Origin of the sequence: Shewanella psychropiezotolerans (genome assembly GCF_007197555.1) — a bacterium.
Lineage (GTDB): Bacteria > Pseudomonadota > Gammaproteobacteria > Enterobacterales > Shewanellaceae > Shewanella > Shewanella psychropiezotolerans.
In genome coordinates, this window is record NZ_CP041614.1 from 3,678,409 (window position 1) to 3,704,720 (window position 26,312).

Below are 26,312 nucleotides of genomic sequence, written 5' to 3' on the forward strand. Positions count from 1 at the left end.
TAGATATATCCTTCATATCCCCAATATATATCCCTCTGCATCAACAATTAAATACCCAATGCCTGAATAAGACTCGAACTTCTCGCTTCACAAATGTAAAAGAGTTGAGGCTAAACACGCATTTAACCAACAATTCGAACAAACATTAAACGATCAAATCCATGAATACTAAATACACGTTAAGAAATTGGAGAAACATCCGATATACCTGTGTGATGACATTCAGCAACAGAGAAGTGCTATGAAAGAAGTAAAATTTCGTTGGGTAGACCAGTTTCTTATAAAAATGACACTGAAAACTAAATTCGCCATTCTAGCTATTATTCCGATTCTCACCTTAGTAGGTCTTTCTTTTATCCTTTATAGCCAATTTATGCTGCAGATAACACAGAGCCAGCATGATGCCGCCCAGCAGCAAACAAGAGCCATCGACGAAATAGTGACACTCAGTGCTCAATATATCCCTCAGGAGCAACAAGCCGAATATCTAGGCCAACTGACACGACTACAGCTGGTTATCAATAAGCAGAATTTATCTCGGGATCAAGCTAAGGCGGCCAATCAAGGTGGTGGCATCGTCAGCGATAATTATCAGACTCAAGCCATAGGTTCCATGGGTCGAGACGGTGTTGTCGCTGTCGTGACAGTGAGTGATCTCAAGCGTGTTATGGATGGATCTTGGGGCTATGTCATAACCAGCTTATTGACACTCATCTTAATCATCATTATCTCCAACTATTACATTGCCTCTTTCGTCGGTGGTGCCCTCTACACGAATGTGATGGCGCTTAAGAGAGCGGCAGATGGTGATCTTACCGCCAGACTCAACTTCTTCGAGGTCAAAGATGAGTTCAGTATATTAGCGATCAGTATAGATACCTTGGTCGAGCGCCAACATAATTTAGTGACTGAGCTTAGTCAGGCCAGCATGCAAATCCGTCAAGTGGTGCAATCATTTCGTCAAAATGCCCAGGAAGGTCAATCTCTGGCCTCTAATCAGAGACAGCATCTCGACTCACTGGCAACGGCCATGGAAGAGATGACGGCAGCAGTTAAAGAGGTGGCGCGTAATGCCGAGCAGTCATCTATTGAGACCCAAGAGGCTAATGCTCAGGTTGATGCAGGCTCAAAGGATATTGCCACTACCGTTAACGCCATCGAGATGCTATCAGATGAGATAGGTGAAGCCTCCACGGCAGTGAATACCCTAAATGAAAATGCGGCAAAAATTGACGCCGTGGTTACCACGATTAATTCTATTTCTGAACAAACTAACCTGCTCGCACTCAACGCTGCTATCGAAGCCGCTCGTGCTGGTGAGCAAGGTCGTGGATTTGCAGTTGTCGCCGATGAAGTCCGAACCTTAGCGGGTCGAACTCAAGATGCGACTGTCGAGATAAAATCGATGATCGAGGCACTGCAGACGGGATCACAAGACTTGACTCAAGTGATGAAGCGCACCGTAGACAAGGCAAACGAAGGTAAGAAACACGTTCTCGATACGGGTGATGACTTAAAAGCCATTGCCGAACACAGTGGCCGCGTATATGAGATGAGTGTACTCATCGCCACATCCGCCGATGAGCAATCGGCAGTGGCAAATGAGATCGCGACAAACTTGATGGAGATCCGCAACCAATCCCATAACGTTGAACAATCGGCTAATGACTCGGTATCGGGTTGTGATGAATTGCATGCTACTGCGGAGCAGTTAGATCAATTGCTGGTAGGACTCAAAATTTAATGACTCAAGAGTTATGCTCGGGTAGGTAATTTAAATAATAGAATATAAGGCCCTATGCTTAACGCACAGGGCCTTTTAATGCTTCTAATCAGTCAAGCTAGCCCTCGACCTGATTTAAACTTGGTGGTTTTTAATTTATGGTAGAATTCAATCATCAATGATGATGAGAGTAAAAAGGAAGTATGCCTAAATGGGAAATAATGGACCCGATGACCAGCGCTCTTTCAATACACATTGGCTGAACAGCTTGCCCTTTAAGTTTTCTATTATTCAGTTTTGTATCGTAGGCCTGATCATCGCGTCGAGTATCTGGCTTATTCTATCCATAGAGAAGAAGCACCATCAGGAGACCCAACTGTCCTTAAGCCAGAATTTAGGCTTGGCCATAGTCGCTCAACTGCAGCAAACCACATCAAAAATTGAAGCCCTCGCCGCCTCTATGGCCTCTATAGGCGTCACTTACGCACATTCTCCATCTCAACTACAGCAGATAGTCCCAGCCCTCCTCGATACCGATGGGCAAAAATCCCTGATCGCGGGGGGGGAATATGGCCCGAGCCCGGTGCTTTCGATTCATCTAAATTGCGTAACAGTTACTTCTGGGCCCGTAATGAGCAAAATAAATTTGAGCTAGTCTACGGATATAATAATGCCAATGGATCGGGTTACCATTCAGAAATCTGGTACAAACCGACGCGTTTTTATCCTGTCGGCACCACTTACTGGTCCGATGCCTATATCGATCCTTATACTGATGAAACCATGATCACCGCTTCGGTCCCCATGTGGTTAGAACATCAATTTATCGGGGTATCTACTGTCGATCTGGCGCTTTCATCACTAAAATCCTTTTTTAATAAACTAGAGCTGCACCAAGGTTACTTGTTCGCACTCGATAGTAACAACAACCTCTTGGCTCATCCCTATGATTCTGAAGAGCAAGACTCAAGTAAACCATCCCCTTACTTGAGTTATCCGTTCGAGAAATTCACCCAAGATCATCCTGCATACGCCTCGATTCTGACTGAGGTAGAGAAAATTGATGCGCAATTCCTAAAGCAAGCGGGGACGAGCAGCACCTATGATAAAACCCAACTCGATACTCTGTTAAATACCCTGGATGCATCTAAACGAGACAGGCTCTCGGCGCTTATCAATGCCAATGCCAGGGGAATATCGCCAAACTCTGAACGAACCACTAGCTTCGTCTTAGACCAAGACCCTCAGCTCAAGGAGCCTGTATTGGTTTCAGTGTTTCACATGCCAAGAACCTACTGGAAAATAATCTTAGTAACGCCCTTGAGTGAAGTGGGTAATAAAGAGCATGCAATTGCGGCAAAAATTGGTATTTTTTTGCTCTTAACTCAATTGATTGCCCTTGTAGTGCTGTTTATATTCCAGCATAGATTATTTATCAAGCCCATCTCCAAGATGGTCGAGTCTCTGCAAGAGGGCAACATAGCGAAATTAGAGCTAACCGCCAATCAACGTAAAGATGAAATAGGCAAGCTAGCCAAGGCATTTACAAAAAGAAATCAACAACTTGAAATAGCCTATGCCAGTTTAGATGCCGGTAACCTAGCGCTGGAACAGCAACTCGCGATGCAAAAACACGCACAAATTCAATTGAGCAAACATAAAAATCAACTCAATGACCTGCTCAATTCATCACAAAACCTCATCTGCATCAAGAACACAGAAGGCTTTTATACCTTAGTGAATGATAGGTTCTGTGAAGTGTTAGGCCTTGAACGTGACAAGGTGATCGGGGCTAAAGACAGGGATCTTTTTCCTGCCCACATCGCCGAGATCATTGCCAGACATGACAAGATCATCGCCAGCACAGAAACCCCACAAAGTTTTGAGCAACCCATACCAACCAATCAAGGTGAAATCACTTACCTGATCACTAAATATCCCATTCAGGATAATGAAGGAAATATTTTTGCTTTGGGCGCCATGGCGTTCGATATCAGTCATATAAAGGCAGTTAACCAGGAGTTGACCGGCCAGGTTGAACAACTCAATCAAGACTTAGTTCACCGGGAGATGCAGGTGCAGCAGCTCAAGATGACGCTACGCCGGGTTGAGCTGTCGAGCATCAGCATAGAAAAACACCAGCAACAATCGCTACAACTGCAACATATCGGGGCTCAGAACCATAAGTTGATGCCTCAACTGATCACAGACATCTTACGAGAACAACTTAAGGAACATGAACTGATCTTCACTAAGCTGCGTCAGAACAGTCCGTTACAACGGGGGGATGAGCTGTTGGAGCTTATGCGCCTTGTCACAGAGCAAACCGATAAGCTTCGTCACCTGCTCTACCTGGTTGTGCCCCAGAGCGAAGAAATCAAGTCGGTGCACATCAAACAGTTTGTGGAACATCTGTTGGCCGTGTTAGCCCCACAATTCGATGTATACAAGGTGAAGGCTAGCCTGGAATGTTCTGAGCAATTGGCCTTACAAGTCTCGCCCTGGTCACTGTTACTGCTGTTTTATAAACTGTTACAGAACACCTTATCCCATGGCTTCACCATGGACACAGATCAGAATGAGATCGCGATCTCAGTGCATAAAGACGGCCAACAGCTAGTGATATGCATCAGGGATAATGGCGTAGGTGTCGAACCTTCATATCTGGAAGAGATAAATAAGCAGATTAAAGAACACACGAGTACAGGCACCCTGGCAGAGTTAGCCCTCTGGCTGAAAATCGAATTTGGAGGAGAGTTAAGTCTTAGCTCTGAACTGTCCAAATACACAGAAATAAGGTGTTTACTCACCATTCCTGATGGCAGTGACTAAAGGCAATACCTAGAAAAAGAGCCTAGGAACAATGCCTAGAGACAAAGTTGAATGAACTAGATGACCCGACTTGAAAACAACACGAATAGAAAAACAAGACGAGAGAGGGAACGCCTCTCTCGTCTATAAACACTCAGCTGATTAACGCTCTACGTCCACCAGGTAATGACCCTGGAGCCAGTTTCGTCCTATGAGTAACTTATAACTCATTTTGCTTCTGTCTCTGAGGTTCACTTTCACCTTATATTCCTGACCAGGCTCTCCAACATTGAGCTCCACCATATAGCGGATCTCACTGCCCTGGGCGTTACGGATCAGCGATGTCTCGACAATCATGGCCTTCACACGATGAGAAACACCCTTCTCATTCTCCGTGGTAAAGCTGAGCATCTTACCGATATTTTCGTTCATGTTATCGACCCCATTGTCGACTTTCAAATCTACCGCATGAAGTGAATTTTCCACAGCGCCTGTGTCGATACGAGTCTTAAACATTAAGCCCGTCTCAATGATATGGATAGGTGCTACAGGCCCTATCACTTTCTTATCAGACACATCGACTAGGTATTTTCCCTTTAGCCAGCTGCGGCCAATGAGTAATTTGTAATCCATGTGGCTTCTATCGCGTAAATTAACCAGCACTTTACGTTCCTTGCCATCGAAGCCCACGTGGAGCCAGACCATATAGCGAGTCTCACGTCCCTGAGAATTACTCACGGTCGATGTTCTTACTATTGGAGCCGACAGTCTTTGACGCTCTCCAGAAGCATTCTCTGTGGTAAAATGCAGCATCTTGCCCACATTATCTTTCATTTTCTTCGCACTGCCACCTTCCACTTGCAGATCGAAGGCATTCAATGAAGTATTTACCGCCCCTGTGTCGATTCTGGCCTCAAAGGCGAGCTTAGTCTCGACCACAGACATTTGTGCCGTCGGACCTATGATGGTTTTATCTTGTGCTAACACAGGTGTAGAGAGTAACAACATACATAAACCTATTTTTTTCAGCATTATGTTTACCAACTCCAAAAGATCAAAGATAGAAATTAAACAGTAAAAAGGCCGACCCAAGAGCCGACCCGATTTCAAGTGGTTATCCATTAACCAAAGCGAGAGATTAACTTTCGTTATCTGCAATCCATTGTTCAGCCAAATGGCTACTACTTTTATCGAACACCTTAACCGGACAGGGGATCATATAAGCCATAGCTTTCGCCATGCCAGTGACCCAATCACTGTCAGTAATAATGACGACTCTGGAAAAGTCAGTCAAATGAAAAAAACCTAACATAGCATCATCCCATAATGTTTCCACCGTGATGCCCTTGAAGCCTTCGTCAAACTCATACCAAAGTTTGATCGACGCATGGTCTTTAAGTCTGCCTTCAATCGCAGGCAGCAAACGCTTGTCATAGTCATCGCCAGTGACAACACCAGAGGCCTTTATCGCCACGGTATCGTGATTAAACCCATCCAAGATTTCTAACATTATGCTCTCCTTGCAAAGCTGTTAACAACGAACTATCAGTAGATAAAATGAAAAATAAACAAACTAAATAGGCTAAAAATACACAAACAATGAATCAGATGCTTGCCTAAGTTTGCACCAGTTTTAAAGCACCTAAAATGCCGGGAAAATTGAACACCTAACCAAACAAGTATAAACGGAACAAATGGAAGCGACACAACTAATGGGAAAAAACCCCATCCAAGCTCGAACGCATTAGCACTAAAAGTGTGAATCGCCCACCAAAATAACAAGAGTGCCAGATACACAGCTAAATGCTGATTGTGACTAGAGCCAGTGAAACCGTTCAAATGAGAGTCCTAATGTTTAGAAGGTATTATACCCATCGGTATAACATTAGGCGCCTAATGAATTGACCACAAGAATGGAGATGTAAAAGACTGTAACTAAATATAAAATCGAGCTAAAAATAAACGTACCAATCATTTTGATACAAAGAGTATTTTGTACGACGAATAGCTAGCGCGACAAATATTTACGGCGACTCTATAGTTACTGCGGTGCTTCCACCAATTTAGAGATTTCTTGATCGAACAGGTTTTTGATCAAGCCAGAGAATTCGGTGATAAACAGCGTCTGCTCAGGAGTTGCATTTCTTTTGGCTACATTGGCTAAGATCTCTTCGAGATCGTAGACTATCGCATCAATTTCACGGATCACCGTATTTCTTTGAGCAAAACTCAGAGAAGGATTTTGACCACACACCATGATGATTTGCGCCGATAACTGCTCTTCGAATAGTTCCATCACGGTATCTCCCACCACGGAAACCACCTCTTGCCCCTCAAACAGACCTAAATGCTCTGTGAGGTACTGAATGAGATGCATATATCCATCTTTATCTGTAACCATCTTAAACCCTATTCACCTATTCAGTTAGAGCATGGTAGATGCCATGCTCACTGTCCAGTCTATAGAAGTTTTAAACCGTTTTCATCATAGGTTAGCTAATTTGTTACATCAGGCCTTTAACGGGTTAAGTTCAATACAAATGAGACGGGTACAGCCTGACTTATTGAGGTTAAGCCCGCAACTTCTCTTAATTTCTCAATACCTGGCGTCAGATCAAAGTTAGCCGCGTTGACTATCACAGGTTTTGTACTCACAACCAAGAGCTGATTATCTGACAATTTTGCAATAGTGACCGTAATAGGCATTATTTGTTTCTTGCCGTGCATTGATAATTCGGCAGACATATCCATGACACTGGTACCGCCTACAGGAATATCGGCAAGCTTAGACAAGTCGATATTTGAACTCAATACTAACCTTGGATACACACCCACTTCAAAAAGCAGCTCTTTCATCCGAATATCACGGATCTCAATATTGGTCCACACACTCGCCAAGTCTATAGTCAACGCAAATTTACCACTGTCATCCAACTGACCTGAGAAAGAGTTAAAATGATGGACCTCAGCCACGTTGACTTTCTTTATCGAAATAAAATTCACATTGGAATTTTTACTGTCGACGATCCAAGGCGTCGCCGATGCCGCCCCGCCTATGGTACATAACAAGATCCCTATCAATAACTTATTCATGCCTGCTCCCTCTACTAATTGTCATAATCAAAATATGATTGGTTAGTAACAGTATATAAATGAATTTACATAAGTAAATGCTGATAAAGAAAGTAAAAAAATGAGAGTGGCATCGCCACTCCCATTTTTTTACTTAAACATATATGTGTGAGTCTTTATGGCGCTAGCCTGCTGATGTCCCAACGGGTCGCTTCTTTGGTATAGAGGAAGCGGTCATGAAGACGTTTCTCCCCCCCTGCCAAAACTCAATGCTGCTAGGCTTAACGATATAGCCTCCCCAAAACTTAGGTAAGGGCACCTCACCTTTGCTAAATTTGGCTTTCATCTCGGCGTACTTGCTTTCTAACGCCTGCCTTGCTGAGATCTTACTGGATTGCTTAGAGACCCAGGCAGCGATCTGACTCTCTTTGGGACGAGTGATAAAGTATTTCATTACCTCAGCTGTCGACAACGCCTCCGCCTCGCCCGTTATGGCGACCTGTCGCTCTAGTGAATGCCAGGGGAACAAGATGCTGACTTTCGAGTTAACGGCGATATGCTGTGATTTCCTGCTGGCTAAATTAGTAAAAAATACGAAGCCACCGGTGTCGAAACGTTTAAGCAGCACGATTCTTTGAAATGGCTGTCCATCAGCATCGACAGTGGCAACCACCATGGCGGTAGGGTCGCTTAGCAATTCACTGTCCCTTGCCTGCTCCATCCATTTAGAGAACAAGACCATAGGATCGCTTGGAAGATCCTCTTCATTGAGTCCGCCCAAGGTATATTCACGCCTGATATCACTCAGTTTCGACATTTTTGCTTTCCCTACACAAGTCATTAATCACTATTTTTTCTGGGTATTTCTTTTTTTATCCGCCCACAAATGCAACATCTCGAGTCCCAGAGTTGCTCCCGCCAGAGCCGTGATCTCGGCCGAGTCATAAGCTGGGGCCACTTCGACTACATCCATGCCAACCAGGTTCATGCCGCGCAGGCCACGTAAAATTTTCATGGCCTTATCACTTGTTAACCCGCCACACACGGGAGTGCCTGTACCTGGCGCGAATGCAGGATCTAAACAATCGATATCGAATGTCACATACAAGGGCATGTCACCAACTCGCGCCTTTATCTGGTCCACGATATCATCGGCTTGCATATCATTAGCAGTCGCGGCATCGATCACCTGAAACTCATGTGATTCGCGATCATATTCGGTTCTGATCCCGACCTGAATCGAATGCTCGGTTGAGATGAGCCCCTCTTTCGGTGCATGGTGAAACATGGTGCCATGATCGTACTTACTGCCTTGGCTGTAAGTGTCAGTATGTGCATCGAAATGCAGTAGTGCCATCTTACCGTGCTTTTTAAAATGTGCTCTGAGCAGAGGCAGAGTGACAAAGTGATCCCCGCCAAAACTCAACAAGCCCTTATCGGCATCGAGAATTGCCGTTGCAAAGTCTTCGACTCTTCGGGTGAAATCTGCCGAATCGCCACAGTCATACACAAGATCACCGGCATCGACGATATTAAGATGATCTTTGAGTTTGAAATCCCAAGGCCAACGTGTCTCTTCCCAGGCTAAATGAATCGATGCCTGCCTGATAGCACCCGGTCCCATACGACCACCGGAGCGACCTGTGGTTGCCATATCGAACGGCAAGCCTAAGATCACCACATCGGCATCCGATGCAATGGGATTAAAATTCAGGGGTTGTCTTAGATAACCAAAGGCATTGGAATACAATGAGTAATCAGGTTTATCTATCATGGTGGTCATACACTCTCCAACAGGTCTAAATATTTATATAACTTGGGTAAAAAGCAATTCATCTTGTTGATCAACATGCTTAAAATTAACATCATAGCCGCCATCAGTAGTAATTAAACAGGTGTTGATGCTGGTATTATCTCGCGGTTTAGCGACGAGCAAGGGCCGGTCGACACAGATCAAGTCCCAGCGCTCGGGCTGTAATTTTACTAAAAAGTGCTCGAGTACTTCAGCCGGTAGATCCTTTTCAGTCAAATTAGTCTCAAAACTGCAATAGGAGCTCTGTTCCTGTGGGGTAATGTGCAGGGTGAAATATCTATCTCCTTTAATGCCATTGAGAGAATAGCCACATGGGCTAAAGAGGTGGTCATCAAATTCGAAATCAATAAACATGGAACTCAGCTGCAAGGCATCACGGATCCCCTCAGTAGTCTGTTGGGGGGAACGAAAGTACTCAGCCAAAGGGCCTTTTAAGTGATACATCAATAGCTCAATGGTGGCTAAAGGCTTAGCAGTAGCCAGTGACTTACCCGAATGCGCTTCGCCATTGGCGGTAAAAAGATAATGATGATGACTGTCCAGATGGCCTATTCTGTATCCCTTACCAGGTATGGTCTGAGTGATATAAGCAAGGTCTTGATCGAAGCTGCGAATTTGTGGTTGCAGCAGATACTCATTTTTTCTCTGATACGTCGCGTAAGCGATCGACTCGGCCCCTAGCCTTTCGATAAACAGCACCAGTGCATTGGATAACTGAGTCGCGCCGCAAGTCAGCATTCTGATCCGTCCATCCCACACAAACAGGCTGGATTCACTGAGGATATAGGCATCGCACGCGTCATTTTTCACACAAGAGATGATTTCGGCGCCCGCACTCGTCACCAGAGTCTGCCAAAAGGCATAGGGAAGACGTCTTAATGAAGGCGAGCCAGGCTGCACACCCAGCTCGATGATCTTTTCAGAACCTTCAAATACCATATAGGGTTACCTTGGCCTCAAGTATCACTGTCAAAATCAGTGCTCGTTGAGGCCTTCAAGTTAAGTAAAGTCTTCCAGATAGGTATAGCCTTTCAAGCCTAACTGCAACTCTTCCAGGATATTAGCTCGCTCAGATTCTTCTATATGCATGTTAACCAGCTCTTCATAGGTACGCATAAATGACACGGCATCTAAATTTACATACCTGAGTACATCCGCGACCGTATCGCCCGCTAAAACAGACTCGATATTAGTCAGGCCATTCTCATCGACCCGGACCACGGCTGAGTTAGTATCACCGAAGAGATTATGCATATCCCCTAAGATCTCCTGATAGGCTCCCACTAAGAAGAAGCCAATCAGATAGGGGCTCTCGGCACTCCAGGCCGGAACTGGCAAGGTGGTTTCTATGCCTTGGCCATCGACATACTGATCGATAGAGCCATCGGAGTCACAGGTAATATCCAACATCACCGCGCGTCGCTCTGGCTTTTTATCCAAGCCCGATAACGGCAATACCGGAAAGACTTGATCTATGCCCCATGCATCGGGTAGCGACTGGAACAGAGAAAAGTTCACAAAAAACTTATCGGCTAACTTTTCATTAAGCTCATCTATGATTGGCCGATGAAAACGATACTTAGTGCTCATGACGCCTTGAAGTTCATGACACACCCTTAAGTTAACTTGCTCCGCCCAGGCCCGCTGCATAAGAGACAGCTGACCTAAGGCAAACAATGAGTGAGCCTCGGCCAAATCACTCTGGCAATCATGATAAATCTCTATTAAGGCCCGTTGATCTGCACGGCCACTCACCTCCACCCAAGATTGCCACATATTATGCAGCAGCTGAGGCGCGGCTTCGTCGGGCGCTTCAATGACTTCGGCCTTGTAGGCTTCGGTACCGATCACATCTGAGATAAGCACCGCATGATGAGCCGTGAGGTATCGACCAGACTCTGAAATAATTTGTGGCATAGGTTGCTGATATTCTTTGCAGATATCGGTCAACACGCTAACAATATTGTTGGCGTATTCCGTCAAACCATAATTCATCGAATTGCTGCTTTGACTACGAGTCCCATCGTAATCGACCGCTAAGCCACCACCGACATCGAAACATTTAACATTGGTGCCAAGCTTTTGTAGCTCACAATAGAAACGTCCGGCTTCGCTCACCCCTTGCCTTATGTCTCTGATGTTAGCAATTTGCGATCCCAGGTGAAAATGCAGTAACTGCAAGGAGTCTAACATTTGTTCATCTTTGAGAGATTCAATCACAGTCAGAACTTGGGCCGCTGAGAGACCAAATTTTGACTTCTCTCCGCCACTGGCTTGCCACTTACCTTTGCCCTGAAACGCCAGACGTACACGTAAACCCAGTCTGGGAGTCACGCCTAGCTTTTTAGCTTCCTCGAGTATGCTTTTTAGCTCCGACAGCTTCTCGAGTACGATATAAACCTTATGGCCTAATTTCTCGCCGATAAGCGCGAGGCGGATATATTCAATGTCTTTATAACCATTGCAGATAATCACAGAACTGGCTTTCTGAGCCATGGCCAGCACCGCCATCAGTTCAGGCTTACTGCCGGCTTCCAGACCGAGTTGCGGCACCTCTTTCGATTTCTGGCTGGCGAGGATCTCTTCTACTACCGTTTGTTGCTGGTTCACTTTAATCGGATAAACCAGCAAGTAGTCTGACTCATATTGGTATTTCTGAATAGCCAGATTAAACGCATGACAGAGACTGTGGACCCTATGATGCAAAATCTGCGGAAAACGAACCAATACGGGAAGGGCCACGCCAGACTTGACCATATCCTGGGCAAGCTCATTTAAGCCAATAGTAAATTCCGGGTTAGCTTGATCGGGAGAAACGGTGACCTCTCCGGCGTCGCTTATCCCATAGAGTCCCTGACTCCAATAATTAACGTTATACCCGTTGCGGGCATCATTAATAGACCAATCACTCATAATTGTTAAACCTAAAAAAGAAATCAAAAACAAAGGCGATATCGACGCCTGTGCCAGCACAAACCATAGAACAATCTGGCTCTGGCTTCAATATGAAACCTGATACCCAGACCATAAAAATGGGGCGTAATTAAACACCCCAGACGATGCTATTGCAAGCATAAGATATAAAAATCTAAGGTCAAAAAACCCGTCAAGATTAACATGATTGGGGGTGAATTCGCACTCGACGTCGACTTTTTAAACAAATCAGCCCCAGAGATTAAAATCACTTAAAGATTGTTCATCCTTTTTCCACTATAATCCAGCATCGAAGCAGTCCCCAAGCAACAGAGAGTCACATGATACAAATAGGAAAATCTTGCACCCTCGAAGTCGTAAAACGAGTCGACTTTGGCGTTTATCTCAATGCACACGACCTAGGCCAAGTACTATTGCCTAGCAAGGTGGTCCCCAAAGAGTGTAATGTCGGTGATGAAGTCGATGTTTTTCTCTATCTGGACTCAGAAGATGCCATCATTGCGACCACCAAGAAGCCACTGGCTGAAGTAGGTCAGTTTGCCTATTTAGAAGCTGTTGCTACCGGTCAATACGGTGCCTTCCTCGACTGGGGGCTAGATAAAGATCTGCTACTTCCTTTCGCTGAACAACACAGAGAGATTGAAGTGGGTCGCTCCTATTTAGTCTATATCTACACCAGCAACGTCGATGAGCGCATTGTCGCCTCGGCTAAAGTCGATAAGTTCCTCGACAGAACGCCGCCTCCATATGATAAAGATGAAGCGGTTAACCTGATCATAGGTGGCACCACAGATCTTGGTTATAAAGCTATCATCAACCACAGCCATTGGGGCGTTATCTTCAAAAATGAGGTGTTTCGTACCCTGAGTTTTGGTCAAAGGTTGAAGGGCTTCATCAAGCAAGTACGCAGCGATGACAAAATAGACCTTATCCTGCAACAAGGTGTAAAATCCGAATTGGATAAACATTCGACTACCATCATGTTTAAACTTAACCAAGCTGGCGGCTTCCTGCCTCTCAATGATAAGACTGATGCAGAAACCATCTATGCCAAAATGTCGATGAGTAAGAAAGCCTTCAAGAAAAGCATAGGTGGACTGTATAAGAATAAGCAGATCACCATAGCGCCCGATGGCATTAGAATAGTAGAAGACTAGCTACATCTGGCCTAAGCATCGATAATTGTCTAGTTATCGTGCATAAAACCAGTAACTTATTGCTTGGCTCTTTGATTAAAAGCATGACTCTGTTATAACAAAGTCATGCTTTTTTATGAGTTTACTGAAATGAATCTAACGCTCCATGAAGCAAGAGTGATCGCTTGTCTACTTGAGAAAGAAGTCACCACCCCAGATCAATATCCCTTATCGCTCAATTCACTCACTATGGCCTGTAACCAAAAGTCGAGTCGAGATCCGGTTCTTGCCATGACGGAAGCCGAAACTCAAGCCAGTATCGATGCGCTGATGAAACGCAGGCTAGTGACAGATCAAACTGGCTTCGGTTCGCGAGTGGTTAAGTATAAGCATAGATTCTGTAACACCGAGTTTAGCGATCTACAGTTTAATTCGGCTCAATTCGCCATCATCTGCTTATTACTGTTACGGGGGCCCCAGACACCGGGAGAGTTGAAGAGTCGAAGTGGCCGTTTACACCTTTTCAACGATGTCAGCGAAGTCGATAAGACCTTACACTCGTTAACCCTCACCGACCCGGCTTTAGTCAAGCAACTTGCCAGAGAGCCTGGGAGACGAGACTCACGCTTTATCGGGCTTTTTTCAGACGAGGTGGCCCAAGCGAGTGGATCTGATATGGCATTCACGCCAACAAGCGCTCGCTCAATCGCAGCCCCAGAATCTGCCACTGAAGACCAGAGCTTAGCTCAAGCCGATTTAGTCGCAAGAGTGACCACGCTCGAGCAGGAAGTCGCTCAGTTAAAAGAAGCACTGCAGGATTTTCTCAACTGATAGCGCTGCCACATGAAACAGCATGTTACTAAACGAGATACAAGCACATATATGACAATGATAACCTGACGTCTGTATATCTTCGATAGCAATACATGCAGGATTTTCTCAACTCATAATCTGACGCCTGTATCAGTGTTCGATAACTATAATAAGGGATGATTTTGGAACCTAACCTAAATACCGGCTTAGTGCGCAATACGCTCATACTGGCCAAGTTTGAATTAAAGAAGTTACTGTTTAATCCTAAGGGCTTGATCGCCCTCATCGCCTTCACACTCGTGTGGATGTTGATCTTACTCTATCCCATTCGCGGCGCCTCGGATATTCTCCTGAGCGCGGATTTCAGGCAGTTGATCGCCGGGATATTTGGCGAGTCTTCGGTCGATAAACTCTTCCAGTGGCAAGTGGCTGAGATGGCGATATTTTGGGTCGCGGCCCTGTATCTCTTTCCCATGTTCAGCATTTTTGTCTCCGCCGATCAATTTGCCTCAGATAAAAGCAGAGGCAGCTTTCGCTTCTTGATCTTAAGGACGGGGCGAGACAGTTTATTTTTCGGTCGCTTCATCGGCCACATGCTCATTCAATCTTTACTATTAATGTTAACTGTAGCGGCCACGATACTGCTGGCACTGTCACGGGAGTCCAGCCTGTTACTGCCCGCATTAGGCTCAGGCCTGATGGTGTTTATTAATATCTTCATCATCTTGCTGCCATACACGGCCTTGATGGCCCTGCTCTCCTTGTACGCTAACTCCGCGAGACAAGCCACTATCTACGCCATCTTATTCTGGGCCGTGAGTGCGATTGTGATTGCTATCGTCAATAGTCAGCTGCCCGCGGTTGGGGAACTATTAAGTTGGATATTACCCGGTGCTCAGCTAAGCATGATGATCAATACCCAAGGGATCGCTAGCCTGATTTATGCCCCGATACCTCTCATTCAAGCAGGCGTGTTACTTTTCATAGGCAGAAGTTACATGATCAGGAGTTCACTATGAGTCTGATTAAATGTGAAAATCTCAGTAAATCCTACGGCAGTAAACTCGCATTGGATTCGGTCACACTCGAGCTGAAACCCGGGGCACCAATCGCCCTCGTAGGCCCGAACGGTGCGGGCAAGACCACCCTGTTTAGCTTACTTTGCGGATACCTGCTACCCAGTCACGGCAAAGTGACCATAATGGGTGAGAAGCCCGGCAGCAGAAAATTACTCGGCAGAGTCTCCTCCTTACCACAAGACGCCAGCCTGGATCCAAACCTAAACCTTATCACCCAATTCACCCTGTTTGGCACCCTGCAGGGATTGACTAAGAACCAGGCTAAGGCCGAGGGCCTGCGTGTCCTGTCACTGGTGGGATTGAGTGATGTTGTCGAGCAAAAGCCAACGGCATTAAGCCATGGAATGAGTAAGCGTGCATCCATAGCTCAAGCCTTAATAGGTTCACCTCAGATGGTGCTATTAGATGAGCCCACGGCAGGACTGGACCCAGTCAATGCCAAGGTGGTCCGTGAGCTGGTCAAGTCCCTTTCAGCTAATATCACCTTCGTCATTAGCTCACATAACTTAGATGAGTTAGAGAAACTCTGCGATCAGGTGCTCTACTTAGATCAAGGAAAGTTAGGCCAATCTGTTTCTATGCAGGAGAACTTACTCGATGAGTACCTGACGATTTCGATGCAGGAGTGCGACAATCAGGCGTTAATTGCACGAGTTGAAGCGCTAACAGGCATAAATTCGGTGACCCTTAAACAGGAGAATGAATTTTTAATTCATTACGCAGCCAGTGAGGTAAAAGATATAGAGGTGCAGCTTTTTACCCTATTCGCCAGTCTCGGCTGGAGGTACAAGGCGATACTCAAGGGACGTACTCTGGAAGACAAACTCTTCTCTTAACTTAATACCATCATATCAATCAATAGCAAGGGCGCCCATGAGGCGCCCTTCTTTTACCCACAACTTTAGAGGAATGAGGTTTATAGGAGAGGCTTGTTCAAAGGTATAAATGAAGATGAGTTTGGGTGCCAGAAGTGGCCCTTAGTCAACTCGCTAACACTATGCTGAATGAGAGTTCCAGAAAGCCTAACACTTTGAGTTAAATTATTATTTTCTAAATTGCAGGCAAAAAAAGAGCCGCGATAAATCGCAGCTCTTACAAATTCTTTTGGATTAGCTAAAAGCTAATCGAAAGTCCAAACCTAAACGATAGTTACGTTTTCAGCTTGTGGACCTTTCTGACCTTGAGTCACAGTGAATTGAACTTTCTGACCTTCGTCAAGAGTTTTGAAACCGTCTGACTGAATCGCACGGAAGTGAACGAAGACGTCTGGACCAGACTCTTGCTCGATAAATCCAAAACCTTTGTCAGAGTTGAACCACTTAACAACGCCAGTAACTTGAGACATGATATAAATCCTGTAACTAAATAAAAAAATAAAGCCAAAACGGCAGTAAGCTGGAAAATGCCGGTATTACTTATGTTAACAGGACGAACGGATCGCATTGATACATAAAAATAAGCCCAACCTTCAAGCTGCGTTCACTATAAATCATTCTCAGCCTATGTCAACAATCAAACACAATAAGTCAGTCTAATTTCGCTTTATTTTCTGTCGCTTGTCCAAATTAGCGCTAGCAATAAATGGGGGAAAAACACTAAAAACAAACGCTTGGTCACTTTTTAATCGATCATTGTAATTTAAAAATTAAATTGCTTTAAATACTTCGATTTTAAAATCGAGTTCACACTTGAGGCCTTGGCTAATCATGTCGGCTTTCTGCTGCTGAGTTAACTTCCAGCTATAAGGGGTCATATTAAGGAAATGAGTGATATCCACTTCATTGCTCAACACCAGCTCAGCCTCTAGATTTTCTCTATGCACTAATTCGAAGCCCTCTATATAGCTACTCTCACTAATATGGTGTTTAGGTGCCTCGTAAATGAGTTCTTTCAGGGCAAAGTGATGATGCTTGCCAGCAGATACCGTAATGAGCGTGCCGCCCAGTTTAATGACTCGTCTCAGCTCCTCGTCTAATGAAGGAGCGTATATTCGTAACATGAAATCGAACTGTTCATTTTCAAATGGCATTTCAAATGCACTGGCAACGCAAAAACTCATGTCTTTGTATCGCTTAGACGCATATTTTAATGCTGACTTAGAGATATCTAGCCCTTGCAGGTCCAGCTCAGGCAAGCTATCAAACAAACGGTGACTATAATAGCCTTCCCCACAGCCGACATCCAAACCCAGCTTGGCGCCCGGACAACGGTGCTTGGCGAGTGCATTCACTCTGTCACTGAGCAGTTGGTAATGACCTTGATTAAGAAACTCTCTCCTAGCGAACATCATCTCTTTATTGTCGCCAGGATCTTTAGAATGTTTGTTCTGTACCGGCAACAGGTTGACGTAACCCTCCTTAGCACAATCAAATCTATGATTATTGGAGCAGGACCAGGTCTTCTGTTGAAGCATCAAAGGGGTTTTACAGATGGGGCAAACGTATTTCATTTTTAATCCAATGGTCCTAGGGTTATTCTTCATCCAAAATGAGTTCTTGTATCATGTCATTGACGGCAGGGGTCGAAAGCAGGCGATAATACTCTAATTTTCGAGCCTGAACATCATTAGTTAATTTATGATGCGAAGCCGCTTGCCAATTTGGCCGTTCCACAGATTGATTGAAACTCCGTGATAGCCACTGCTTCTTGCGGGACAGCTGCGCATCAAGCTTCAATACTTCCACACTGACATCCGGGTGTCTTAGCACGAGTTCGCTACAGCCAAACCTGGAAAGATCGCTTCTGACATTTTCCAGCTCAGAAAGCTCGAGTAAAATTTGCTCGGTAGTGAAACCATGAAGCACCTCTCTCGACACCAAAGCCCTCGCCTGCACTAACTCTCTGGGCCCATGAAACAGGCGCAAGTCTTCTTCGAGCGCCACTAATTGCCACTTAGTAGAATCGGCTATACTAAATTCGACATTTTCATTGGCTTTGAAGTCTATATTAATCGCCAGTCCAGACCTCAGCTGTTGTCCACATAAGGTGGGAGAAACGCCTAATCCAGAAAATAACCGCCAACCTTGCCCTACCCCTCTTGAGAGGATACTGGTGTCAGGTTTTGTTTGCGTCAGCTGTGATCCGCACTTAAGCGATAAAAATGGATGCAACCTAAATAACACAGATAATGATGTCGGACCGACTTCGACTAAAATAAACTCACCGACATGACCACTCATGGCCTGTAGCAAACCAAAATCACTGACAGTTTCATTAAGATATATATTGAGAGTCGAGCCATGATCAAAAGTAAGGATTTCAGGCTGGGTTAGCAAGGGTTCAAACATGACAAATTCACCTCAGGTTAAGGAGGCAGTGTACCTTGCTTCCTTTTACAGCACCAGAGGGGTAAGAGACTAAAAACAAACAGGATAAACGAATATGACAATTTAATTATTAGCATCGGCCCGACACTATCAAAAATAGATGGGTGACTCTGTGATCTGAGCTTATTGTAATTTTATGGCCTCCACAATGACAAGCTTTTAAGACGTTCACTAATAGTACAGTGCCTACCGCTTCATAAATAATACACTTTACGACAAAGCAAAACGGCTCACATATTTCTAGGCAAGCCGTTCATTACCGATCATAACTCAATAACTCAATAACTCAATAACTCAATAACTCAATAACTCAGCCCCAACATGAGGCTTTTGGATATACTATCAAAGTGAGTGATTAATTATATGAGTACTTAATTTCGCCCTACGTACTCATTATTTGGCATATTGTAAGGGTCATCGGTACTGGTGTTTCTTGTTACTGTATAATGCTGTCCTAACTCCCCTTTTTTAAACAGTACAAATTCAGCAAAGCTCGTTCCCGAACTATGATAATTAAAAACTGTTGCATCAGGATTGTCAGGGAATGTTATTTCGATTGAGCTAATTAGGCATAAATTACGCCCTACATCTCTAAAAGCTTGATTGGCAGAAAGTTTGAAAGTCGATTGACCGCACCATTTGTACTTAGCTACTCCCTCTATATTTTGATCTGTTGAATTGAATACCTTTACTTGTGCATATCCACCGTCACCAGAATAATTTACCGGATCATCCTGAGCCATTTCAGCTGTTTCAGCCATGGCTGCATCTTCATCAAACTTTAAATTTTCTGTCTGTTCTGCATAAGCATAAGCTGAGGAGAGAATAAGGACAGAAGCTATCACCTTAGCTATTTTGCTGTTAATCATTTTATCACCAATTATATAAAAAACTTATTTTCAAGGACACACGCCACCATTAATTCAACGGCAACAGTGCAGAACAGAATTAAAACATAAAAGGCAGTAGTATCGCTGCTGACCGTAGGGACAGCTTGCAACAACACTCTAATAACATCAATGTGTTAGGTGAGCAACATCTAAGGATGGCAAGAAGTATTTCAATGCCTATTTAAACAGCAGAATACTAAATAGCATCAATGGTTCAGGGTTATTAATTAGGCTAACGACAAGGGGTATAATAGCAGGGCATGAGGGATACTTGTTACCTCTTAAATAGATAGGTTAACCAGATATCATCTATCTTCGTCAACTGCCTTTTAGGTGAGTTGTTCATTATCGACTCATTATTCATCCTAACCGCGAAGGTTAATTATTCATCATGGTCATAAAGTTGAAAAGGAAGAAAAATGAAAATCAGTAAAACTTTATTAATATTTCTATATGCAAGTATATTATTTCCGCTCGTCGGCATAGCGGTAGCAAACCCAGTAGAAACCACTAAACAATTTGAAAACAATGAAGTAATCCAAAGTGAACTGCTTATGAGAAAAAACAAATATCTACCAATGAGCGAAGGTCAATACTACGACATAAGAACTTCTAGCGGCGATAAATTTAATTTATTTATAGATAGCATTAATGGAAACTGGGTAGAAAGTGACGGTGAGTTCTTTAATACCGAGCTAATGATTTCAATAAGACCACTTTAACGTCATAACTTAGTCGTTACTACTCCGTTAGTGGCGACACATTAAATTATCATTTAAAAAAACTCTAGCTTTACCAAATGCTAATTAACCTTCATCACTTTAAAAGCAGCATGACTTAATTAAATACAACTCAATTGAGCATACCAATGATGGGAAGCTTATTCAAAAAAACACTTAATAATTAAATTAAAAGCTAGACTGAACTTTATCATTTCAAGGTATAGAGCTCCATTATAGGTTCAAGTGTCACAGTGCTGGAATAGGCTAATTATCAAGAGTGATTTTTTACTTGTTTCTTCAGAAAAACAGGAGTTTCAAAGGACCACATTACAGCTTTAACAGCCCTGAACCAGCATCTAAAAAATTTGCATTTAATTTAAATTATTATGATTTATATCAAAGAAATAACTGTACACTTGAAGCTGAATTTACCACGCTTATGGTTGATGATTTCATCTTTATGTCAACTGACCATAGGGAGAGTTGCTCAGTATTACTCTATCCCTCATTCTAGTGGCGAAGGAAAGGCATTCCACTTGCTTTTTTGCGTTACTCATTATCAAACATTGCTATCTTTTGACCGCTAAGTTGCTACCCTATCTTAGCGGTTTTTTTTTGCCTTAATTTCTTACCGTCTAACTACCTAGATTTAATTTTCGTCAACTGAGCTTTAGGGGAGTTACTCGTCACCAATCAATCATTCCAGTATGGGAAGTTAGATTCCGATTTAGTTTTCAGTGACTCCAACCCGCTAATTCCCCCGCCCTTGTTCAAAGTAGAAGAGCACCACATATTTCAGGACTCAACATTTTTCCTGCTAAATAAGCATAAATGAGAGTAACTTGATTATTAAAATCTAAAATGTCGACTTATCTCTAAAATTAAACCATCAAAAATTCCGAACGTAAGTTCGGTTAACTGTTTTATCTTGAGATCTGTACTCTATTGGGAAAATGGTTCTCTGCTAGGCACTATCTATCCATTTATGGCAATTCGCAGCCCCCTTGCCTACGTTTACGCTCTAGATGCTGACAGTAAGCATCTAACTCCTGGAGCGTTTCTACAGGGCCTTTAAACAGCAATTGAACTCTGAGGATCCTGCTGTATCTGCCACCTTGGCACGAATGGGAATATCTATTCATGAAGAGTGGTTCACATACGCCATGCAGGTCTAAACAGAGGACTTGCACCTCCAATCTTCTACCGCTTTATCTAGGCTCACTGGCTGGCTTATTATTTGTAATGTCACAATACTTACTGATTTATACCACTAACGGCCCAGCGTACTCAATCAGGCTAACGACAAGGGATATAATAGAATGCTATGATTATTGACAACCATTTCCTAAAAATAATCACCTATGCCTCACAGTTCAAACCACACCATCTTCTGGCACGATTATACTCCTACCTAATTAACACGCTGATTTATAATAGATATTAACAAACAATAATCATTGTGATGCACTTTATGATGCACTTTTGTAATTCCCCTTAATTTTTAGCTCTTAAGTAGTTGATATTTTAACTGAAAGCAGGCTGACAAACACAGTTGATAGAAACATTCCAAACGGGGCATTAGTTTAACAAATTAAACTAATAGCTTGAATAACATAAATAAAACTAATTTATTCTTTGCTCTTTGCTAGTTTAGACGTACCAGTAATCTTTCCGAGGAGAATAGAATCTTATCTGATTTTTTTGCTCTAACTTACCATTGCCCCAAAACGAGTTAGATCAGTAACCCTTCAGATATGGCTTATCAAAATTTGCCATACCTGAATTAATGAATCAGGCAAGAATCAAGACGTGACCCTATGACTTCAGCCTCTCGTTCGAAGAGTTTCACTAAGTGAAACCTCACCCAGTTTTTACCTTATTCGCTCCGACCCCTTTGTTGTTCCTAAGAAGCATCGCTTTAAGCTGGTTCTTTGCATCTTTAAGATCTTTCATTGCGGTCTCGTACAGCTTCATCTTCAGGCTCAGGTACATAAATAGGGCTGATATCGCCATTCTTTAAGAGCTGTGCCAGTTTCAGTGCGTCTCGCTTATCCGTTTTTACCCGCTCGCCAGGTTTCTTGGGAATAAGTGATGGTGCTACGACATAACAGCAGTGGCCTAAGCTCGTTAAAAATCGATACACCCAGTAGCCGCAAGTTCCCGCTTCATAGACAAAATGTAGTGTTGCCTGAGGATATTTAGACTCGAACTTTCTGGCAAGTTTACGCAGTTGAACCTTAGTACTGGGAACTCGTCCTAAGTGTACTGGACTATTTTGGCATAGGCCACTTCAATAAATTCTTTATGAGTGTCTAAATATATGAAAATTATGCTATATTTCCTCATGCTAGCCTCCTTTGTAATATTGTATGGTCACAAATACAGTATGGCTCTGGTGCACAATTTAATTATTTTGAACTAACCCACGAACTTGGAGGCTAGCACCTCGTGGGGAGTCATTATGTCTATATACCTATGAGGGAGCATTGATGGGAATTTGTAAACTCACGAATAAGAGTGGAAAGTACGTAAAGTCACATATTATTCCTAAAGCTCTGACTAGACCTTCAAAGCCGGGGAATAAATTTGTCCAACCTGATTCTCGCTCCAGTAAAAAACGCTATATAAAAAGAGCTGATAGCTGGTACGACAAAACTATTGTCATACGAGAAGGTGAGGATTACTTATCAGATCTTGATGATCATGCAATAGAAGAATTGAGATCTTTAGGATTACTCTGGTCAAGCCCAAAACTTAGAAAAAGGGCTAGCCCTTCTATACATGAATTAACCGTAGTTGAGTTCCGTAACCCAGCTAAAATTAGAAAGTACTTTCTGAGCCTGTTATGGAGAGCAGCAGTTTCATCCTTACCTGAATTCTACGATATTGAATTGCAGCCTAGTAAGCTGGAGAGATTAAGAAAAATTATTGTCGGTGAAGAGGAAGATGATTTAAGTTTCTTTCCTGTGGCTCTTGTTCAATTATCAAGTAAAGGGCCCGCTCACAACTTTATTCCTTTAAAACAGAAAATTGGCCCGGATGAAAAAGAAATTTATAGATTTTACATGGATGGTTTAATCGCTCACTTATACATAAGTGATCCTAAGCTAGCTGTCGTTATGAATCCAATTCCATATGACCACCCAGTGTTTCTCGGGCACGAACAAACGGTCGTATGCCAAGTAGAAACTTCGGAATCTTTTCAGATAAGTAACTTGGAAAAGCATTTAAATGAATATGAGGCACACAAATAATAAAATATCGAATTATAGCTGCTATTCTGTATATTACAATCTGTTTAATAAGGAACAAATGCAGTTAGCTTTTGCTCCTTCGTCGCTTATTCTAGCCAACTATATTATTGCCTGTTAACAGGGCGCTATGTGTGAAAAGGAATATCGATGAGAGAAGACATGTCAGATTTTCTAATTCACTTCACGAAAGGTGAAGATATCGAAGCCGCATATCAAAATTTAAGAAGTATTATTGACCAATCTGTTGTTTATGGCTCCAATGCAAAGATTAGGGATGGCTCGAATTGTGTATGTTTCTCAGAGGCACCTATTTCAAGCCTGAAAAGCGGCTTGTTAAATCCTTTCTTCTATTCTCCATATTCACCGTTCGGCATTATTACTACGAAAGAACACATTTATGGTCAAGGTGGACGCCCTGTAATTTATCAGTCAGAAGCCGAGTTTCATCACTTATCTTTTGGCAATAGCTGGAGGCATATGTGTTACGAACCTCCAGCAGTAGATTTCACATGGGAGCGTGAATGGAGGGTAAAAACAGATGGTTATCATTTTCACCCGGGAAATACGCAAATAATTGTTCCCGATGATTCTTGGGCACAAAGATTAATAGAAGAACATGACGCGGAACAGCAATGGCAAACACTCCAATACAGCCAAATTATGGATGAATTGCTTGCTATGCAATATGAAGAACCGTTCCCATGGGTCGTTATAGAGTTAGAAAACACATAGCAAATCAATTAACTTGGCATAAAGGGGTTGGAGCCGGATAAAGGGGTCGGAACTAATTAGGGATTTCGAATAAAACCAAGATACTTTTTCTCATCTGAGTCACCCGCATTAGAGCAAATAATCTAGCATGCTTTTGTCCAGGTACGTCTTAGAGCGATCGCTCTAAACGTGTGATCACCAAGGGACTTTGTCGTACCTTAACTACCAAGCGACTTTGTCGTTTTTAATAATTACCAAGGGAAATTGACGGATCTAACTTTTAGTAGTTCTCTGATTGCCACTGTGAGCTTTTCAGAGGTTACTAAGGATGATCATTATGGATTCTCAATCCCAACTTACTGTTGATGTGATTGCTAAGGTTGCTCAAGGCAAAATCAGCATTCTTAACGCCTCAAAACTGCTCAATAAGTCCCGTCGAACCATTGAACGCTATCTCAGTCGATACAAAAAAGATGGCATTCGTTTTGTTGTCCATGGCAATACGGGGAGAGCCCCTGCCAACAAGATCCCTGGCACATTGAAAAGACAAGTTCAGTCACTCATTAAAGAAAAATACTACGACTTCAACCTACAGCATTTGGCTGACATGTTAGAGGTGGTGGAAAGTATTCAAGTTAAGCGTGAGACTCTTCGCTCTTGGGCTCATGATATTCACCATGTGAAACGAGCGAAGCATCGCCGTTCAAAAGTGAGAAGAAGGCGTGAGCGGATGGAGTCTGCGGGATTAATGCTGCAAATGGATGGCAGTCCACACCTGTGGTTCGGTGATAATAAGTCTTGCTTAATCACCATTATCGACGATGCGACCAGCGATATTCATGCCGAGTTCTTCCCGTCCGAGACCACCGTTGGTTGTATGAAGGTCATGAAAGCCTATATCAAGAAGCGAGGGCTGTTTAAGACGCTTTACGTCGATAGAGCGGGCATCTTTGGTGGACCGAAGCGTTGTAACTTCTCACAAATGCAAAGGGCCTGTAAGGAGCTTGGGATAGAGATTATTTTTGCTAACTCTCCTCAAGGTAAAGGGCGGGTTGAACGAGCGTTCGATACCTTCCAAGACCGCTTGGTTCCTGAGCTTCGTCTGGCAGAAATAGCGGATATGGACAGTGCCAATGATTACCTTCAAAACGTTTTCATTCCAGATTACTGGTTGCCGAAACTTACCGTCAACGCAAAGAATATCCGCTCAGAATTCAAACCCGTTCCTAAGTATATCGACCTTGATGCGATCTGCATCCAAAAGGAATATAGAAAAATCCGGCGCGATCATACCTTCAGTTTCAGCAACACCATGTACACGATAGACTCCCCCTTAAGGCATTCAATCGTGAACCAGAAAGTTGAAATACGAAAGCAGTTAGATGGCGACTTCGCCGCTTATTTTGCCGATCGTAAGCTCGCCATCTCTGAAATCAAGGAGCCGAGCAAGCTCACGGAATATGGAGAGGAAGTGCAGAGAAAACTCGATGCCATCAAACTTGCAGAAGCGCTAGGTAACTTATCTGAAGCGGCTCGGATCAGTGGTTGCTCTAGGGAAAGTATCTACAATAATCGACGGCTGCTTGAAACTCAGGGACCTCTGGCGCTCAAAAGGATGTATGGCATCCCTCGTCATACCAATCGTATAGACCAAGATACTGAGGATAAAATCATCACCTTAACGTTAGAAAAACCCCACCTGACCCAAATCCATATCAGCGGTGAAATGATGAAAAGGTACAATATATCAATCAGTCACTCTACAATCAGAAACATCTGGGTAAGAGAAAAACTGAATACTAAGGTGTTACGGATCGAGCGTGCAGAGGCATTAGAAAAAACACCTTAGTGAAAGTGATATTAATGGACTAATATCGATAGTGTAAAACGACAAAGTCCCACGGTAATTAATCCGTCAGTCTCCCTCGGTAATCACAGCGATCGCTCTAAACGTTAATTAGCTACGACCCCTTTGTTCTCTTTTTTCTATTTTATCAAAACCAAAATCACGCTCACAGAAGCCTCTGC

At 43.4% G+C, this 26,312-nt stretch carries 22 protein-coding genes and 3 pseudogenes; 11 read left to right on the forward strand and 14 right to left on the reverse strand.

Annotation, left to right across the window (positions count from 1 at the left end; all coding sequences use genetic code 11):
* Positions 1-241: 241 nt before the first annotated feature.
* From FM037_RS16280 to FM037_RS16285, 3 genes are all read left to right on the forward strand, one after another.
* Positions 242-1,744, forward strand: coding sequence for a methyl-accepting chemotaxis protein (locus tag FM037_RS16280; RefSeq protein WP_144046834.1), 1,503 nt, complete (start codon positions 242-244; stop codon positions 1,742-1,744).
* A 190-nt stretch (positions 1,745-1,934) separates the two neighbouring features.
* Positions 1,935-2,378, forward strand: a complete 444-nt coding sequence (locus tag FM037_RS29575) for a hypothetical protein (protein ID WP_229380915.1) — start codon at positions 1,935-1,937, stop codon at positions 2,376-2,378.
* Positions 2,327-4,555 (forward strand): PAS domain-containing protein, encoded by a 2,229-nt coding sequence (locus FM037_RS16285; protein ID WP_229380916.1) that lies wholly within the window; start codon positions 2,327-2,329, stop codon positions 4,553-4,555. The genes FM037_RS29575 and FM037_RS16285 overlap by 52 nt, the downstream gene beginning before the upstream one ends.
* 141 nt (positions 4,556-4,696) lie before the next feature.
* Here the strand turns inward: FM037_RS16285 and FM037_RS16290 are convergent, their stop codons facing one another.
* From FM037_RS16290 to speA, 8 genes and pseudogenes are all read right to left on the reverse strand, one after another.
* Positions 4,697-5,566 carry a putative ATP-dependent zinc protease gene (locus tag FM037_RS16290; protein WP_144046835.1) on the reverse strand — a complete coding sequence of 290 codons (870 nt, stop codon included), beginning with the start codon at positions 5,564-5,566 and terminating at the stop codon, positions 4,697-4,699.
* Between the two features lie 106 nt (positions 5,567-5,672).
* Positions 5,673-6,044 carry a SpoIIAA family protein gene (locus tag FM037_RS16295; RefSeq protein ID WP_144046836.1) on the reverse strand — a complete coding sequence of 124 codons (372 nt, stop codon included), beginning with the start codon at positions 6,042-6,044 and terminating at the stop codon, positions 5,673-5,675.
* A 531-nt stretch (positions 6,045-6,575) separates the two neighbouring features.
* Positions 6,576-6,935 (reverse strand): DUF3802 family protein, encoded by a 360-nt coding sequence (locus FM037_RS16305; protein WP_144046838.1) that lies wholly within the window; start codon positions 6,933-6,935, stop codon positions 6,576-6,578.
* Positions 6,936-7,051: 116 nt separating this feature from the next.
* Complete coding sequence (locus FM037_RS16310; protein ID WP_144046839.1) at positions 7,052-7,627, reverse strand: YceI family protein; 576 nt, start codon at positions 7,625-7,627, stop codon at positions 7,052-7,054.
* Between the two features lie 155 nt (positions 7,628-7,782).
* A pseudogene (gene pdxH / locus FM037_RS16315) lies at positions 7,783-8,423 on the reverse strand (pyridoxamine 5'-phosphate oxidase).
* Between the two features lie 30 nt (positions 8,424-8,453).
* Positions 8,454-9,389, reverse strand: a complete 936-nt coding sequence (speB, locus tag FM037_RS16320; protein ID WP_144046840.1) for an agmatinase — start codon at positions 9,387-9,389, stop codon at positions 8,454-8,456.
* A gap of 24 nt (positions 9,390-9,413) precedes the next feature.
* Positions 9,414-10,358, reverse strand: coding sequence for an adenosylmethionine decarboxylase (locus tag FM037_RS16325; protein WP_144046841.1), 945 nt, complete (start codon positions 10,356-10,358; stop codon positions 9,414-9,416).
* 60 nt (positions 10,359-10,418) lie between these two features.
* Positions 10,419-12,332: a biosynthetic arginine decarboxylase gene (gene speA / locus FM037_RS16330; RefSeq protein ID WP_144046842.1), complete on the reverse strand. Its 1,914-nt coding sequence runs from the start codon at positions 12,330-12,332 to the stop codon at positions 10,419-10,421.
* Positions 12,333-12,673: 341 nt separating this feature from the next.
* Here speA and FM037_RS16335 point away from each other — a divergent pair, with 341 nt between their 5' ends.
* The 4 genes from FM037_RS16335 to FM037_RS16350 all read left to right on the forward strand — a co-directional run bounded on the left by FM037_RS16335 (position 12,674) and on the right by FM037_RS16350 (position 16,217).
* Complete coding sequence (locus FM037_RS16335; protein ID WP_144046843.1) at positions 12,674-13,510, forward strand: CvfB family protein; 837 nt, start codon at positions 12,674-12,676, stop codon at positions 13,508-13,510.
* A 129-nt stretch (positions 13,511-13,639) separates the two neighbouring features.
* Positions 13,640-14,320, forward strand: coding sequence for a YceH family protein (locus FM037_RS16340; protein ID WP_144046844.1), 681 nt, complete (start codon positions 13,640-13,642; stop codon positions 14,318-14,320).
* 158 nt (positions 14,321-14,478) lie between these two features.
* Positions 14,479-15,321 (forward strand): ABC transporter permease subunit, encoded by an 843-nt coding sequence (locus tag FM037_RS16345; protein ID WP_185976842.1) that lies wholly within the window; start codon positions 14,479-14,481, stop codon positions 15,319-15,321.
* Positions 15,318-16,217 (forward strand): ABC transporter ATP-binding protein, encoded by a 900-nt coding sequence (locus FM037_RS16350; protein WP_144046846.1) that lies wholly within the window; start codon positions 15,318-15,320, stop codon positions 16,215-16,217. The genes FM037_RS16345 and FM037_RS16350 overlap by 4 nt, the downstream gene beginning before the upstream one ends.
* Positions 16,218-16,519: 302 nt before the next feature.
* Here the strand turns inward: FM037_RS16350 and FM037_RS16355 are convergent, their stop codons facing one another.
* From FM037_RS16355 to FM037_RS16370, 4 genes are all read right to left on the reverse strand, one after another.
* A complete protein-coding gene (locus tag FM037_RS16355) occupies positions 16,520-16,726 on the reverse strand; it encodes a cold-shock protein (RefSeq protein WP_005501438.1) in 207 nt (68 codons plus the stop codon).
* Between the two features lie 300 nt (positions 16,727-17,026).
* Entirely contained in the window at positions 17,027-17,830 is an 804-nt protein-coding gene (gene rlmA, locus FM037_RS16360; protein WP_185976843.1) for a 23S rRNA (guanine(745)-N(1))-methyltransferase, read from the reverse strand.
* 22 nt (positions 17,831-17,852) lie between these two features.
* Complete coding sequence (locus tag FM037_RS16365; protein ID WP_144046848.1) at positions 17,853-18,668, reverse strand: hypothetical protein; 816 nt, start codon at positions 18,666-18,668, stop codon at positions 17,853-17,855.
* Between the two features lie 410 nt (positions 18,669-19,078).
* Positions 19,079-19,576, reverse strand: coding sequence for a hypothetical protein (locus tag FM037_RS16370; protein ID WP_144046849.1), 498 nt, complete (start codon positions 19,574-19,576; stop codon positions 19,079-19,081).
* Between the two features lie 440 nt (positions 19,577-20,016).
* Between FM037_RS16370 and FM037_RS16375 the strand changes: the two genes are divergently transcribed.
* Positions 20,017-20,319 carry a hypothetical protein gene (locus tag FM037_RS16375; protein WP_144046850.1) on the forward strand — a complete coding sequence of 101 codons (303 nt, stop codon included), beginning with the start codon at positions 20,017-20,019 and terminating at the stop codon, positions 20,317-20,319.
* A 964-nt stretch (positions 20,320-21,283) separates the two neighbouring features.
* Here FM037_RS16375 and FM037_RS29580 read toward each other — a convergent pair.
* Positions 21,284-21,398: pseudogene (locus FM037_RS29580) on the reverse strand (transposase); the annotation flags it as partial.
* Positions 21,399-22,215: 817 nt separating this feature from the next.
* A pseudogene (locus FM037_RS16385) lies at positions 22,216-22,665 on the reverse strand (IS110 family transposase); the annotation flags it as partial.
* Positions 22,666-22,808: 143 nt separating this feature from the next.
* Between FM037_RS16385 and FM037_RS16390 the strand changes: the two are divergent.
* From FM037_RS16390 to FM037_RS16400, 3 genes are all read left to right on the forward strand, one after another.
* Positions 22,809-23,573 (forward strand): hypothetical protein, encoded by a 765-nt coding sequence (locus FM037_RS16390; protein ID WP_144046851.1) that lies wholly within the window; start codon positions 22,809-22,811, stop codon positions 23,571-23,573.
* Between the two features lie 147 nt (positions 23,574-23,720).
* Positions 23,721-24,305, forward strand: a complete 585-nt coding sequence (locus tag FM037_RS16395) for a hypothetical protein (RefSeq protein ID WP_144046852.1) — start codon at positions 23,721-23,723, stop codon at positions 24,303-24,305.
* 307 nt (positions 24,306-24,612) lie between these two features.
* Positions 24,613-26,133 carry an ISNCY family transposase gene (locus FM037_RS16400; protein WP_144045111.1) on the forward strand — a complete coding sequence of 507 codons (1,521 nt, stop codon included), beginning with the start codon at positions 24,613-24,615 and terminating at the stop codon, positions 26,131-26,133.
* Positions 26,134-26,312: the final 179 nt, after the last annotated feature.